Source organism: Cellulomonas sp. B6, assembly GCF_001462455.1.
In the GTDB taxonomy this organism is placed as follows: Bacteria; Actinomycetota; Actinomycetes; order Actinomycetales; family Cellulomonadaceae; genus Cellulomonas.
In genome coordinates, this window is sequence record NZ_LNTD01000097.1 from 1 (window position 1) to 14,122 (window position 14,122).

The window sequence follows — 14,122 nt, forward strand, 5'->3', positions numbered from 1 at the left end:
CGGCGCGGTCGTCGTCGGGGACGGCGTCACGACGGGGGTGGGCGACGCGGACGCGGTGGGCGCCGCGGACGCGGTGGGCGTCGCACCGACCGTCGGTCGCGGCGTGACGGACGCCGTCGGACGCGGCGTGGCGGTGGGCCGCGGCGTCGCGGTCGGCGTCGGCGAGGCGGTCGGCGCGGGGGACGCCGTGGTCCCCCAGCTCGCCACCCGGATCGTCACGCTCGTGCTGGCGCTCGAGTTGTGGACCGTGACCTGGCGCCCCGCACCCCGGACGTCGAGCGTCGTGTGGGCGTAGGCGACCTTCTTCACCGGGGTGGTCAGCACGGGGGCGTCGGTGCACGACCGTGGCGCCTTCGTCCCCGGGCAGACCGAGATCGCGCTCGGGCGCCACGAGAGCTGGCCCGCGACGACGAGCTTGACGTGCGTCGCGGCGGCCGGCACGGGGAGCGTGACCGTGACGCGCTCGCCCGGCTTGAGGACCTGGTGGTCCAGGATCCGGGTGTCGACCGGGCGCCAGGTGGTCGGCGCCGCGGCCGAGGTCTGCGCCTGGAACGTCGTCATGGTCGCGGCGAGCGCGCACACGAGCAGCGCCACGAGCGCGGTGCGCGTGAGGCGGGTGCGGAGGGTCATGGCACTCGGGTCCTTCGTCGTCGGCGCGAGCCGGGCGGTCGTCGATCTGCCCGGAGCCTAGGGCGAACCGCGGCTCGGGCGTCGGCTCCGAGCTGGACGGACGATCAGGACGAACCGCCCCGGGCGCCGGTGCGACCGGGACGATCGGCTCGCCGCGTGCCGCTGACGTGCCGCATCACCCGATCGGCCCAGCGGCTCCCTCGGAAGGGCGACTCGAGATGTGAGTTGCATCACATCGTGACACAAACGTGACCTGCGGGCTCCTGACGGGGCGTCAGACGCCCACGACGACCGGCACGGGACGCCCCACACGGACGAGCTCGCGGTACCACGACACCCCCGCCGCGAGCGCCACGAGGACGGTCGCCAGCACCACCGCGCTGTACGCGGCGAGGAACACGCCCCCACCCCCCAGCAGCGCGAAGCACAGGCACAGCACGCCGTAGTCGGTCGGCAGCCCCAGCACCGAGCGCAGCCAGGGAGCACGTCCCCCGGTGCGGGCCACGCTGCGCACGCCCGACGCCGCGCGCATCTGCTCGGTGAGGATCATGCCGAAGAAGTAGACCGAACCCGCCACGGCGTGCACGAGCGGCACGAGCAGCCACACCACGGGCGCGGCGTCGGCACGGTAGAGCCCGACGAGCAGCGCCAGCGGCAGCGTCGCGATCTTCGTCGCGTCGACGACGTGGTCGAGCCACTCCCCGGCCCGCGACCCCGTCCCGGTAAGGCGTGCGACCTGGCCGTCGGCCGAGTCCAGCGCGTACCCGAGAGCGAGCAGGACGGCGACCGCCACGCCCAGCGCCCACGACGGCGGGAGCGCCGCGAGCAGCCCGATGCCGACGAACGTCGCGAGGGCGCTGAGGCCGGTGACCTGGTTGGGCGACAGCCCCAGCGTGTGCGCGCCCGCGGCGAGGAACCGCCCCAGCCGCCGGTTGACGAAGCGTGAGTAGGCGGGCGCCGAGCGCGCGGCACCCTTCTGGGCGGACGCGAGCGCCGCCAGGCTCTGCCGGTAGCCGGTCACGCGACGAGCACCCGACCGTCGCGCTCCCCCGTGGCTCCCGCGCCCGGTGCGCGCCGCCGCCGCGCCGGCTGGGGCCCGGGGACGTCGCGCGCCCGCAGCCGCCGCGCGAGGTCCTCGTACCCGTCGGCGACCAGGTCCCAGTCGTACTCGCGCGCCCGCCGCTGCAGCGCCTCACCGGCCGCGCGTGCCTGCACCGGCGCCGCCTCGACCTCCTCGAGGTGCTGCGCGACCTGCGCCGCGTCGCGGACGTAGCGCCCGGCGGCGCCCAGCACCTCGCGGTTGAACGACACGTCGTAGGCGATGGTCGGCGCACCCGCGCCGATCGCGCGCAGCAGCGACGGGTTGGTCCCGCCGACCGAGTGCCCGTGCACGTAGCTCGCGGCGTGCGCGTAGAGCTGGTCCAGGAGCTCGGCGTCCCACACCCCGCCGAGGAACCGCACGCGAGGGTCGCCCGCCGCGAGGCCGTGGACGTGCGCGGTGTACGCGTCGGCGTACGGCGCCGACCCGACCACGACGAGCGGCAGCCGCGCACCCGAGCGCACGTACCCCTCGACCGCGAGGTGCACGTGGTTCTCCGGCTCGAAGCGCGCCACCACGAGGTGGTAGCGGCCGGGCTCGACGTCGACCTCGGCCAGGCGGTGCGACGGCGGGTCGACCAGCACGGGTGCGCCGTAGCTGAGCAGCGTGGTCGGCGCGTCGAACTCGCTCCGGTAGTAGTCGGCGATCCCGCGCGCGTCGGCGATGAGCGCGTCCGACCAGCGCACCGCGAGCGCCTCGGCGCGGCGGTAGTACCGGCGCCCCGCCGGCCCCCACTTCGACCGCTGCCACTCCAGGCCGTCGACGTGCGTCGCGACCGGCACGCGCGCGGCGCGCAGCACGGGCAGCAGCGGTGAGTTGGCGGCGTTGAAGACGAAGGCGACGTCGGTGCGCCGGGCCGCGAGGTGCGCGACGGACAGCGCCGTGTGGCTGAGCGTCTCGAGGGACCGTCGCCGCAGCGCCGGCAGCTCGACGCGCCGCATGCCCAGGTGGGAGTCCGGTCCGCGGCCCGTGTCGGCGGAGGTGCGGCAGTACACGCGCACCTCGTGCCCGCGGTCGGCGAGCCGCGAGCCGACCTCCTCGACCGCGGTCTCGAACCCGCCGTAGCGCGCGGGCACGCCGCGGGTCCCCACCATCGCGACGGACAGCCGTCCCTCGGCCTCGACGTGTCGCACGCGGGCGCTCCTCTCTCGTCCGGCGCACCCCGCGGGCACGCCGGGTCCACGGCTCAGTACGCCCCGGCGCCCGTCACGACGGCGCGGGCGGTCTTCCACAGGATCAGCAGGTCCATCGCGACGGACCAGTTGTCGACGTAGCGCAGGTCCAGCTGGACCGACTCGTCCCAGCCGAGGTCGGAGCGCCCGCTGACCTGCCACAGCCCCGTGAGGCCCGGCTTGACGTGCAGGCGACGCTGCACGGGGTCGTCGTACTCCTCGACCTCCTCGAGCAGCGGCGGCCGCGGCCCGACCAGGGCCATGTCGCCCTTGATGATGTTGACCAGCTGCGGAAGCTCGTCGAGCGACAGCCGGCGCAGCACGCGCCCGACCGGCGTGATCCGCGGGTCGTCGACCATCTTGAACAGCACGCCGTCGCGCACGCCGCTCGCGAGCAGCGCGGCCCGCCGCTCGTCGGCGTCCCGGTACATGGTGCGCAGCTTGTACATCGTGAAGGTGCGGCCGTCCTGGCCCACGCGCGTCTGCCGGTAGACGGCGCCGCCGGGCGACGTCCGGGCGACGGCGAGCGCGGCGAGCGCGAGCACGGGCGACAGCACGAGGAGCGCCGCGCTGGCCAGGACGACGTCCATGACCTGCTTGACCACGAGCCGCGGCCGGGTGGCCCCCACCTCGACCTGCAGCAGGCTGAGGCCCGCCGTGGGACGCACGGTCATGCGGGGGCCGGCGACCTCGACGATGTCGGGCACGACCACGAGCTGCGCCCCGGCGCGGGCCAGGGCCCAGGACAGGCGGCGCAGCGCGTCGCCGCCCAGGTACGAGCCGGTGACGAGCACGACGTCCGCCGCGCGGTCCGCGACGACCTGGACGACGTCGGCGACGGCACCCAGCACGGGGGCACCGGCGACCTGCCGGGGACCGTCGAGCGACGGGACGCAGACGCCCTCGATGCGGTAGCCGTGGTGCGGCGCCGCCGAGATGTCCCGCACCACGCGGGCGGCAGACAGCGCATCGCCGACGACGACCGTGCGCATCATCGCCGAGCCGTGGGACCGGCGGCGGTGCAGCCGCCGGCGCAGCGCGTGCCGCGCGACCCAGCTCAGCAGCATGGTCGCGGGCACGCCCACGAGCACGTAGCTGCGGGGCACCGGGACCCGGAAGACGTACCCGAGGACCATGAGGACCAGCACCAGGCCCACCGCGCCGCGCAGCACCGACTGGAACTCCGCAGGGCCGTCGGCGGCGTGCTCGCGGCGGTACCCGCCGAGCACCGCGACCAGGACGACGAACGCCGCCGCGGCGGTCGCCGCCCAGGCGGCCGCCTCGCCGAACGGGTAGGGCCCGCCGAGCACGGTGAGGCACGCGGCGAACGCGACCACGACGTCGGAGGCGACCGCGGCGAGCACGTAGCGCGCGCCGACGACCCGCCACCCGTGAGCGAGCACGAACGGGTCCGCGTTGTCGCGCGTGCGGCGCGGCTCGAACGGCTGCGTCGACGCCCAGGACCGGCGGGGCTCCGCGGCGCGGCCGCGGCGCTCGCCTCCCTCGCCGGACCGCGAGGTGCTGTGGTCCGCCGTCAGCGTCATCTGTTCCCCCACGGTGCCGACAGTCGTACGTCGTGACAACCGGGAGGCTATACGCCCCTTTCAGGGCGTTGTGTTCCTTCTGTCCGATTTCACCCTGTCTCGGCGAATTGCCACCCTCTCGGGGACGGCGGCGAGACGGCGGGCGGGTGAACGGAGGGCGCCGCGCGGGCGGCCCTCGCGGCGGCTCAGACCTTGGTGTGGAACCGCAGCTGCGCGGCCTCGAGACCCTCCAGGACGACCGCCTCGACCGCGTCGGCCGCGCGGTCGACCAACCAGGGCAGGTCCTTCTTCTCCGGGCCCGAGAAGTCCTTGAGGACGAAGTCGGCCGGGTCCTGCCGGCCCGGCGGGCGCCCGACGCCCACGCGGACGCGCACGTAGTCCTTGGAGCCGAGCGCCTTGGACGTGTCGCGCAGACCGTTGTGGCCGCCCTCGCCGCCGCCGCGCTTGAGGCGGACGTCCGCGAACGGGATGTCGAGCTCGTCGTGCACCATGACGACCCGCTCGACCGGCACGTCGTGGTAGCGCGCGAGCGCGGCGACGGGGCCGCCCGAGACGTTCATGTACGTCGTGGGCTTGGCCAGCACCACGCGCGGGCCGGGCGCACCCCCGGGCAGCGTCCCGAGCCGGGCCTCGGCGGAGACGGCCTGCGGCCGGCGCCCCAGCAGGCCGCCGCGCGAGCCGAACGTCGCGCCCGTCCGGCGCGCCAGCTCGTCGAGCACCATCTGGCCCACGTTGTGCCGGTTGCCGGCGTACTGCGCGCCGGGGTTGCCGAGGCCGACGACGAGCCAGGGTCCGTCGCTCACGGTGGGGTCCTCCAGGGGTGCCGGTGGTGGGGGTACGACGACGCCCGGCACCGTGCACGGTGCCGGGCGTCGCGGGGAGCTGCGGTGCTCAGGCCTCGCTGGCGGACGCGGCCGACTGCTCGGCGGCGAGCTCGGCGGCGGCCTCCTCGGCGGCGACGTCGGCGGCCGACGCCTGCGGCACGGTGACCGTGACGACGACGATCTCGGCGTCGGTGACGAGGGTCGTGCCCTTCGGCAGCGTGACCTCGCCGGCCGTGACGGCCGAGCCGCCCTCGAGGCCCTCGATCGAGACCTCGACGTGCTGCGGCAGGTGCGTGGCCTCGGCCTCGAGCGACAGGTTCTGCGTCTCGACGACGTGGATCGTGCCGGGCGCCGACTCGCCGACGATCGTGACGGGCACGTCGACGGCGACCTTCTCGCCCTTCTTCACGATGAGCAGGTCGACGTGCTCGATGACCTGACGCACGACGTCGCGCTGGACGTCCTTGACGATCGCGAGGGTCGCCTTGCCGTCGAGCTCGATCGAGTACAGCGCGTTCGAGTTCTTGAGCGAGAGCATCGTCTCGTGACCCGGCAGCGTCACGTGCAGCGGCTTGGTGCCGTGCCCGTAGAGGACCGCGGGGATCTGGTTCGCGCGGCGGATGCGGCGGGCCGCACCCTTGCCGAACTCGGTACGGGCGGTGGCGACGAGCTTGATCTCGGACACTGCTGCTCCTCAGGCGTTCCGGTGGCGCCGCGGAGTGCCGCGGGCGCGGGGTCTGGCAGTCGGTGGACCCGCAGGAGCGGGGCTCCTCGGGTGGTCGGGCACGGGGCCCGGTGGCCTCGACGCGGGGCGCAGGACGGGGACCTGGACGCACACGGAGGCGACCACCCAGTCGATCACGGAGCCGGGGGCCGTTCCGGAGATGGTGCTTCCGGGTCGACCGTCCGTCGTCCCTCGCCGAGGCAACCTGACGATCTTAGCGGACCCGGGCCGGCACCTCGACCCTCGGCGGCCGACGCCGGCGTGCGGCCCGTCACGCCGGACGCTCGTGACCCCGGACGGTCGTGACCCCGGACGGTCGTGACCCCGGAGGGTCGTGACCCCGGGCGGTCGTCGCTACGGGGCGGCGTCGCCCCACGTCCAGCGCACCGTGACGGCCGCGTGCACCGTCTGCTCCCCCGCGTCGACCGGCAGCGCGAACGCGTCGGCGCTCGCGGCGCGCGCGAACCGCGGGACCGCGCCGGGGTCCGGCTCGCCCTCGCGCACCCACGCGACCTCGCCGAGCGCCCGCCCGGCGAGCGCCGCGAGGTGGGTGGCCTTCTCCCACGCGTCCTGCCAGGCGGCCTCCCGGGCCCGCGCCTGCGCGTGCGCGGGGTCGGAGACGACGAGCCGCAGCCCGCCGAGCCGGACCGCGGGACCGCCGGCGGCGAGCGCCGCACCCACCACGTCACCGGCCGTGGCGGCGTCGCGCAGCGTGACCACCAGGCCGAGGCGGGCCACGACCCGCAGGTCGGTGCCGTCCGGTCCCGTCTGCTCGGTCCAGGTCGACGTCGCGCCCGTGCGCACCGCGCGGTCCTCGACGCCTGCGGTGCGCAGCGCCTGCCGCACGGCCGCGAGGGCCGCCGTCGCGTCGCGCAGGGCCACGGCCACGTCGGCGTCGCGCACCTCGGTCGCCACGTCGGCGACGACGACGTCCGGGGCGGCGTCGGCCGCGCCGGACCCGCGCACGGTCACGCCGCCGGGGGCGTCGGGACCGTGCGCGTCGGCGGTCATCTCAGGCGTTGCCGTCGAACAGCGACGTGACCGAGCCGTCGTCGAAGACCTCGCGGATCGCGCGGGCCAGCAGCGGTGCGATCGACAGGACCGTGAGCTGCGGGAAGCGGCGCTCGTCGGCGACCGGCAGCGTGTCGGTGATGATGACCTCGCGCGCACCGCACTCCTGCAGCCGCTCGACCGCCGGGTCGGACAGCACGCCGTGCGTCGCGGCGACGATGACGTCCTTCGCGCCGGCCTCGAGGACCACGCGCACGGCGCCCGCGATGGTGCCCGCGGTGTCGATGAGGTCGTCGACGATCACGCAGCTCTTGCCCTCGACGTCGCCGACGACCCGGTTGGCGACGGCCTTGTTGGGGCTGCGGATGTCGCGCGTCTTGTGCACGAACGCGAGGGGCCCGCCGCCGAGCTTGGCGGCCCACTGCTCGGCGACGCGGATGCGGCCCGCGTCGGGCGAGACGACCGTGACGTTCGAGGTGTCGACGCGCGTGCGCACGTACTCCACGAGGATCGGCTGCGCCCACAGGTGGTCGACCGGGCCGTCGAAGAAGCCCTGCGTCTGCGCGGCGTGCAGGTCGACGCTCATGATGCGGTCGGCGCCCGCGGTCTTGAACAGGTCGCTGACCAGGCGCGCCGAGATCGGCTCGCGCCCGCGGTGCTTCTTGTCCTGCCGCGCGTACGGGTAGAACGGCGCGATCACGGTGATCGTCTTGGCCGACGCGCGCTTCATCGCGTCGATCATGAGCAGCTGCTCCATGAGCCACTGGTTGATCGGCGAGCAGTGCGACTGCAGCACGAACGCGTCGGCACCGCGCACCGACTCCCCGAACCGCACGTAGATCTCGCCGTTGGCGAAGTCGTACGCGTCGGTCGGCAGCAGCTCGATGCCGAGGTGGTCGGCCACGTCCTTCGCGAGCTCGGGGTGCGCGCGCCCCGTCGCCAGGACCAGGCGCTTCTCCCCGTCGTGGCTGATGATGCCGGTCATCGCGTCCCGCCCTCGTTCGTCGTGCCGCCCGCCGGTGCGTCGGTCGGGTCGTCCAGCTGCGCCGGCTGACCGGGCAGGTGCGGGGGCGGCGTCACGGGGATCGCCGCGGTGGCGGCGCGCTCGCGCTCGGCGCGCGCCTGGGGCGACAGGCCCGCGACGTCGCGCGTGCCACGCGCCCTCGCGGCGGCCTCGGCGGCGGGCGTGCCGGCGCGCGAGCGCTGCACCCAGCCCTCGATGTTGCGCTGCGAGCCCGCGCTCACCGCGAGCGCCCCCGGGGGCACGTCGCGCCGGACCACGGTGCCCGCACCGGTGTACGCGCCGTCGCCCACGACCACGGGCGCGACGAACATGTTGTCCGAGCCCGTGCGGGCGTGCGACCCGATGACCGTGCGGTGCTTGTTGACGCCGTCGTAGTTCACGGTGACCGACGCGGCGCCGATGTTCGAGTGCTCGCCGATCGTCGCGTCGCCCACGTACGACAGGTGCGGGATCTTCGACCCCGTGCCGATCTGCGTGTTCTTCGTCTCGACGAACGTGCCGATCTTGCCGTCGGCGCCGAGCTCGGTGCCCGGCCGCAGGTAGGCGAACGGGCCGACCGTCGCACCCTCGCCGACGACCGACAGCGAGCCGTGCGTGCGCACGACGGTCGCACCGGCGCGCACCTCGACGTCGGTGAGCGTCGTGTCGGGGCCGATCGTCGCGCCCTCGCCGATGCTCGTCGCGCCGTGCAGCTGCACGTTGGGCAGCAGCGTGACGTCCCGCGCGAGGTCGACGTCGACGTCGACCCACGTGGTCGCCGGGTCGACGACCGTGACGCCCGCGCGCATCCAGTCCTCGAGCAGGCGACGGTTGAGCTCGGCCCGCAGCACCGCGAGCTGCACGCGGTCGTTGACGCCCTCGACGCTCAGCCGGTCGTCGGTGCGCAGCGCGCGCACGCGCCCGCCGTCGCGGCGCGCGATCGCGAGCACGTCGGTCAGGTACACCTCGCCCTGCGCGTTGTCGCGGCCGAGGCGCGCGAGCGCGCTGCGCAGCACGGTCGCGTCGAAGACGTAGACCGACGTGTTGATCTCGGCGACCGCGCGCTGCTCGTCGGTCGCGTCCTTCTCCTCCACGATCCCGAGCACGTCGCCCGTGCCCGGCTCGCGCAGGATCCGGCCGTAGCCCGTGGGGTCCGGCACCTCGGTGGTCAGGACCGTGACCGCGTTGCCGTCGGCCGCGTGGGCCGCGAGCATCTGCTCCAGCGTGCCCGGGTCGAGCAGCGGCACGTCGCCCGCGACGACGACGACCGCGCCGTCGAGCACCGAGCCCGCCGCGGCACCGCCCACGTCGTGCCCCGCGGCGACGACGTCGGCGGTCGCGGCCTGCGCGGCCGCGTCCAGCGCGGTCATCGCGACCTGCACCGCACGACCCGTGCCCGGCACGTCGTCCTGGTCGACGAGCAGCGCGTCCGCGTCGACCTCGAGCACGTGCGCCGCGACCCGCTCGCGCTCGTGCCGCACGACCACGGCGACGCGGCCCGGCTCGAGCGCGCGCGCGGCGGCGAGCGCGTGCCCGACCATGCTGCGACCGCCCAGCTCGTGCAGGACCTTGGGGGTCGCGGACCGCATGCGGGTGCCTTCACCCGCTGCGAGGACGACGACGGCGGCTGGGCGGGGGACGGTCACCAGGGGTGCTCCTCGCGGGTCTGCCCGGTGGACGGGCACTTGGTCTGCCGTGGAGCGACTCTACCGCCGCCGCGGTGCGCGACCCGACCGTTCGCGGCGCGTGGCAGAGTGACGCCCGCCCCGTGCCGCCGCCGCCTGCGAGGACCCGCGTGCCGTCCCTCACGTTCACCGCCACCCGCCGCTCCGCCTACGCCGCGTACGTCGTGCAGGCGGTCGTCAACAACCTGGCACCGCTGCTGTTCGTGGTGTTCCACACGGCCTTCGACGTGCCCGTCGCGCAGCTCGGGGCGCTCGCGGCGCTCAACTTCGGGGTCCAGCTGGTCACGGACCTCGTCGCGATGCGCGTCGTGGACCGCATCGGGTACCGCCGGCCGCTGGTCCTCGCGCACGCGCTGGCGGTGACGGGGCTCGTGCTGCTCGCGGTGCTGCCGGCGGCGCTGCCGTCGCCGTTCGTCGGGCTGTGCGTCGCCGTCGTCGTGTACGGCGTCGGCGGCGGGCTGCTGGAGGTGCTGGTGTCGCCCGTCGTCGAGCACCTGCCGTCGCCGCCGGGGTCGAAGGCGGCGGGCATGGCGCTGCTGCACTCGTTCTACTGCTGGGGGCAGCTCGCGGTCGTCGTGGGGACCACGGCGCTGCTCGCGGCCCTGGGCACCGACTTGTGGGCGCTCCTGCCGGTGCTGTGGGCGCTCGTGCCGCTCGCGAACCTCGTGGTCCTGCTGCGCGTGCCGATGCCGGGCACGGTGCCCGACGAGCACCGCACGCCCGTGCGCCGTCTGCTCGGCACGCCGCTGTTCCTCGCGGCCCTCGTCCTCATGACGACCGGCGGCGCGGCCGAGCTGACGATCGCCCAGTGGTCGTCGTTCTTCGCCGAGCAGGGCACGGGCGTGCCCAAGGAGGTCGGCGACCTGCTGGGGCCCGGCCTGTTCGCGCTGCTCATGGGGCTGGGGCGGTTCGCGTACGGGATGTGGGGCCACGCGCTGCCGCTGCGTCCGCTGCTCGCCGCGTCGGGCGCGGCGGCCACGGTCTGCTACGTGGTCGCGGCGACGGCGCCCGTGCCGGCAGTGAGCCTGGTCGCGTGCGCGCTGTGCGGGCTCGCGGTCGCGCTGCTGTGGCCCGGCACGTTCTCGCTGACGTCGGCGCGGTTCCCGCTGGGCGGGGCCGCGATGTTCGCGCTGCTGGCGCTGGCCGGCGACGCGGGCGGCATGCTCGGACCCCTCGGCGCGGGCGTGCTCGCGGGCCTGACCGACGGCCCGCTGGGCGGGCTCGCCGCGGCCCTGCCGCCCGACACGGGCAGCGGGCTGCGCACGGGCCTGCTGCTCATGGCCGTCGTGCCCGCGCTGTTCACGGTGACGGTGCTGGTGTCGGGCCGGGCGGCAGCCGGCGGCTACCCCGCTCAGGCCGCCTGACGCACACCGGCCGACACCCGGTGGGCGTGCCGACGGTCCAGGCGCCACGCCGCGAGCGCCGACCCGACGAGCACGAGCGCACCCGCGGCGATCGTGACGGCGGCCGTGGCGACGGGGTGGCGCTCGAGCGGCGCCACGAGCGCGGCGAGGTCCACGGCGCCCGACGCGCCGACGGCCCCGGCCCCCGCGGACAGCAGCATGATCGGCACGTACCCGAGCAGCCGCCCACGGGTGTAGCCGACCGCGTAGTACACGGGCAGCTGGAAGCCGACCAGGACCGCGTACGTCACGAAGCTCACGGCCGCGACGACACCGAGCTCGCCGCCGGTCACGACCGCGTCGCCCGTGGTCGACCACACGAGCGCGAGCACGGTGGCCGCGGCGGTCGCGACCAGGTAGGTCAGCAGCGACAGCGCGTACCGCGCGAGCACGAGCGCGCCGCGCCGCACGGGCAGCGACGCGTGCAGCGTGCCCAGGTCGTTCTTGTCCTCGACCGCGAACGGGTACGACGCGACGACCGCGGCGAAGACGGCGCCGGCCATGAGCCCGACCGCGGGCGGGCCGATGACCACCAGCACGCCCATCGCGCCGAGCACCATGACCAGCTGGCGCGTGTACGGGCGGACGGTCATGACGTCGAGCCGCAGCGCGGCGGCCGCGGCGCTCACGACCGGCCCCGCGAGGTCAGCAGGCCGCGGCGACGCACCGGCGCGGGCGGCCCGGGGTCGACGGGCGGCGGCGTGCCGCCCAGGTGCACGACGATCTGGTCGAGCGTCGGCCGCTCGACCAGCACGCCGGGGCCCAGCAGCGGCACGTCGTCGGTGGCGACGAGCGCCTCGACCCCCACCGCCGTGCGGCGTGCGCCGTGCAGCGCCACGATGCCGTCGGCCGGGAGCTCGTCACCGTCGCCGCGCACGAGGCAGTAGGCGTCGAGCACCTCGTCGCGCGTGCCGGTGCGCACGACACGACCACCGCTGAGAACCGTGAGGTGGTCGGCGATGCGCTCGAGGTCGGCCGTGATGTGCGTCGAGAACAGCACGCTGCGCGCGTCGTCGACGAGGTAGTCGCCGAGGATGCCGACGAGCTCGTCGCGCGCGACGGGGTCGAGGCCGCTGGTCGGCTCGTCGAGCAGCAGCAGACGCGCGTCGTGCGACAGCGCGATCGCGATCTGCAGCTTCATCGTCATGCCGCGCGACAGCTCCTTGACGCGCGCCCGGCGGTCGAGCCGGAACGCACGCAGCAGCTCGGCGAAGCGGCCGGGGTCCCAGCGGTCGTAGAACGGCCCCAGCGCCTTCTCGACGTCGTCGAGGCGCCAGTCCTCGACGAGCGCGGGACGGTCGAGCACGATGCCGATCTCCTGGCGCAGCGCGACGGGGGCGGGCAGCGCGTGCCCCAGGACCTCGACCGTGCCGGCGGACGCGGTCCACATGCCCAGCAGCGTGCGGATGAGGGTCGTCTTGCCGGCGCCGTTGGGGCCGACGAGGCCCATGACGTAGCCGGTGGGGAGCGCGAGGTCGACGTCGCGCAGCGCGAAACCGCCGAGGTCGACGGTGACGCCGCGCAGCGCGAGCGCGAGCGGCTCGGTGCCGGTGGGTGCGGCTGTCGCCGCGGGTCCGGTCACCGGGCGGCCGCCGTCCGCGTGGCACCGGCGGGTCGCTCGGCCCCGGCGGACGGGGCCGCGTCGTCGGCGTCGCCGGCGAGCAGCGCGTCGAGCATCTCGACGAGGTCGTCGCGGCCGAGCCGTGCGAGCCGCGCGGCGTCGATCGCGGTGACGAGGCCGTCCTCGACGCGTCGCAGCAGCTGCTCGCGCACGAGGTCGGAGTCGACGGGGAGCACGAACGCGCCCTTGCCGGGGACGTTGGTGATGAACCCCTCGGCGGCGAGCTCGGCGTACGCCCGCGTGGTCGTGATGACCGAGATCCGCAGGTCCCGCGCGAGGCCGCGCACCGAGGGCAGCGCCGCGCCGTCCTCGAGCTCGCCGCGCAGGATCGCGGCCTTCACCTGCTGGGCGACCTGCTCGTACAGGGGCACGTCCGCGTTGTTCGAGACGACGATCCGCACGCCACCACCTCCTACTGTGTATAGACACTATGAACAGTAGGAGCCCCGTGGTCAAGCCGAACGGTCCCGGTCGACGGCTCCCGCCGCGCGCTAGCCTCGCCGTCATGCGCTCCTGACGACCCCCCTCGCCCCGCCGCCCGCCGCGGCGACCGTCGTCGACCCCAGGAGCAACCGTGACCACGCACGACCGCCCGACCCCGTTCTGCGCCTACACCGCCCCCGCGCTGTGGGACGACCCCCACGTCTCGGCGCAGATGCTCGCCGCGCACCTCGACCCCCTGTCCCCGCTCGCGTCACGCCCGCACGCGTTCGTCGACCGGTCCGCCGCGTGGCTCGTCCCCGCGCTGGGACTCTCCCCCGGCGACCGGCTGCTCGACCTCGGCTGCGGGCCGGGGCTGTACGCCGAGCGCGTCGCCCGCCGCGGCGTGCGGGTGCTCGGGGTGGACGTCGCGTCCCGCTCGCTCGCGCACGCACGCGACGTCGCGCGCCGCGACCGCCTGCCCGTCGAGCTCCGGCACGGCAGCTACCTCGACCCCGGGACCGACCTGGGCGACGCCCACGACGCGGCGGTCCTCGTCTTCGAGGACTACAGCGTGCTGAGCCCTGACCAGCGCGCCACCCTCCTCGCACGCGTCCACGGCGCGCTGCGACCCGGCGGGCGGCTGCTGCTCGACGTCACGAGCGCAGCCCGCTTCGCGACCGTGCGCGAGGGCAGCACCACGGCGCCCGGTCTCATGGGCGGGTTCTGGTCCGCCGAGCCGTACGACGAGACGCACGAGACGTTCACCTACCCCGGGCTGCGCCTCGTGCTCGACCGGTACACGATCCGCACCGCACGCACGTCACGCGTGTTCTGGAACTGGATGCAGTGCCTCACGCCGCACGAGGTCGCCGCCGAGCTGCGTGCGGCCGGCTTCGCCGAGCCCGACGTGCACGGCGACGTCGCGGGCGCCACCTACGACCCGGGGTCGCCGACGTTCGCCGTGCTCACGCGTCGCGCATGAG

At 75.4% G+C, this 14,122-nt stretch carries 13 protein-coding genes and 1 pseudogene; 2 read left to right on the forward strand and 12 right to left on the reverse strand.

From position 1 onward, the window contains the following. The 9 genes and pseudogenes from ATM99_RS09420 to glmU all read right to left on the reverse strand — a co-directional run. Positions 1-630, reverse strand: a pseudogene (locus tag ATM99_RS09420) (hypothetical protein); the annotation flags it as partial. Positions 631-904: 274 nt separating this feature from the next. Beyond that, entirely contained in the window at positions 905-1,651 is a 747-nt protein-coding gene (locus tag ATM99_RS09425; RefSeq protein ID WP_062102677.1) for a CDP-alcohol phosphatidyltransferase family protein, read from the reverse strand. Further along, positions 1,648-2,823, reverse strand: a complete 1,176-nt coding sequence (locus tag ATM99_RS09430) for a DUF1972 domain-containing protein (protein WP_062102698.1) — start codon at positions 2,821-2,823, stop codon at positions 1,648-1,650. Before ATM99_RS09430 ends, ATM99_RS09425 begins: the two co-directional genes overlap by 4 nt. Positions 2,824-2,915: 92 nt before the next feature. Then, the gene (locus tag ATM99_RS09435; protein WP_223304941.1) at positions 2,916-4,457 is read right to left on the reverse strand and encodes a sugar transferase; all 1,542 of its coding nucleotides are present in this window, start codon (positions 4,455-4,457) and stop codon (positions 2,916-2,918) included. Positions 4,458-4,630: 173 nt separating this feature from the next. Next, on the reverse strand, positions 4,631-5,248 hold the full coding sequence (gene pth, locus ATM99_RS09440; protein WP_062102679.1) for an aminoacyl-tRNA hydrolase: 618 nt from the start codon (positions 5,246-5,248) through the stop codon (positions 4,631-4,633). Between the two features lie 88 nt (positions 5,249-5,336). Next, positions 5,337-5,954, reverse strand: a complete 618-nt coding sequence (locus tag ATM99_RS09445) for a 50S ribosomal protein L25/general stress protein Ctc (RefSeq protein WP_062102680.1) — start codon at positions 5,952-5,954, stop codon at positions 5,337-5,339. Between the two features lie 393 nt (positions 5,955-6,347). Next, a complete protein-coding gene (locus ATM99_RS09450) occupies positions 6,348-7,004 on the reverse strand; it encodes an SIMPL domain-containing protein (protein ID WP_062102681.1) in 657 nt (218 codons plus the stop codon). Position 7,005: 1 nt separating this feature from the next. Further along, complete coding sequence (locus ATM99_RS09455) at positions 7,006-7,989, reverse strand: ribose-phosphate diphosphokinase (protein WP_062102682.1); 984 nt, start codon at positions 7,987-7,989, stop codon at positions 7,006-7,008. Continuing rightward, entirely contained in the window at positions 7,986-9,653 is a 1,668-nt protein-coding gene (glmU, locus tag ATM99_RS09460; protein WP_062102683.1) for a bifunctional UDP-N-acetylglucosamine diphosphorylase/glucosamine-1-phosphate N-acetyltransferase GlmU, read from the reverse strand. The genes ATM99_RS09455 and glmU overlap by 4 nt, the downstream gene beginning before the upstream one ends. Positions 9,654-9,802: 149 nt before the next feature. Between glmU and ATM99_RS09465 the strand changes: the two genes are divergently transcribed. Beyond that, positions 9,803-11,056 (forward strand): sugar MFS transporter, encoded by a 1,254-nt coding sequence (locus ATM99_RS09465; RefSeq protein WP_062102684.1) that lies wholly within the window; start codon positions 9,803-9,805, stop codon positions 11,054-11,056. On the opposite strand, the gene ATM99_RS09470 is transcribed toward ATM99_RS09465, so the two are convergent. Genes ATM99_RS09470 through ATM99_RS09480 form a run of 3 tightly spaced genes read right to left on the reverse strand, consistent with a single transcriptional unit; the run spans position 11,044 to position 13,117 of the window. Further along, complete coding sequence (locus ATM99_RS09470; RefSeq protein WP_062102685.1) at positions 11,044-11,724, reverse strand: ABC-2 transporter permease; 681 nt, start codon at positions 11,722-11,724, stop codon at positions 11,044-11,046. The two genes, ATM99_RS09465 and ATM99_RS09470, sit on opposite strands and share 13 nt — an antisense overlap. Next, complete coding sequence (locus ATM99_RS09475; protein WP_062102686.1) at positions 11,721-12,677, reverse strand: ABC transporter ATP-binding protein; 957 nt, start codon at positions 12,675-12,677, stop codon at positions 11,721-11,723. Before ATM99_RS09475 ends, ATM99_RS09470 begins: the two co-directional genes overlap by 4 nt. Beyond that, a complete protein-coding gene (locus tag ATM99_RS09480; RefSeq protein ID WP_062102687.1) occupies positions 12,674-13,117 on the reverse strand; it encodes a GntR family transcriptional regulator in 444 nt (147 codons plus the stop codon). Before ATM99_RS09480 ends, ATM99_RS09475 begins: the two co-directional genes overlap by 4 nt. 173 nt (positions 13,118-13,290) lie before the next feature. Between ATM99_RS09480 and ATM99_RS09485 the strand changes: the two genes are divergently transcribed. Beyond that, a complete protein-coding gene (locus ATM99_RS09485) occupies positions 13,291-14,121 on the forward strand; it encodes a cyclopropane-fatty-acyl-phospholipid synthase family protein (protein ID WP_062102688.1) in 831 nt (276 codons plus the stop codon). Position 14,122: the final 1 nt, after the last annotated feature.

Excerpts from the sequence above, each read along its gene's own strand:
- ATM99_RS09430 (WP_062102698.1), bottom strand. The coding sequence starts at position 2,823 with ATGGTGGGGACCCGCGGCGTGCCCGCGCGCTACGGCGGGTTCGAGACC.
- ATM99_RS09450 (WP_062102681.1), bottom strand. The coding sequence starts at position 7,004 with ATGACCGCCGACGCGCACGGTCCCGACGCCCCCGGCGGCGTGACCGTG.
- ATM99_RS09455 (WP_062102682.1), bottom strand. The coding sequence starts at position 7,989 with ATGACCGGCATCATCAGCCACGACGGGGAGAAGCGCCTGGTCCTGGCG.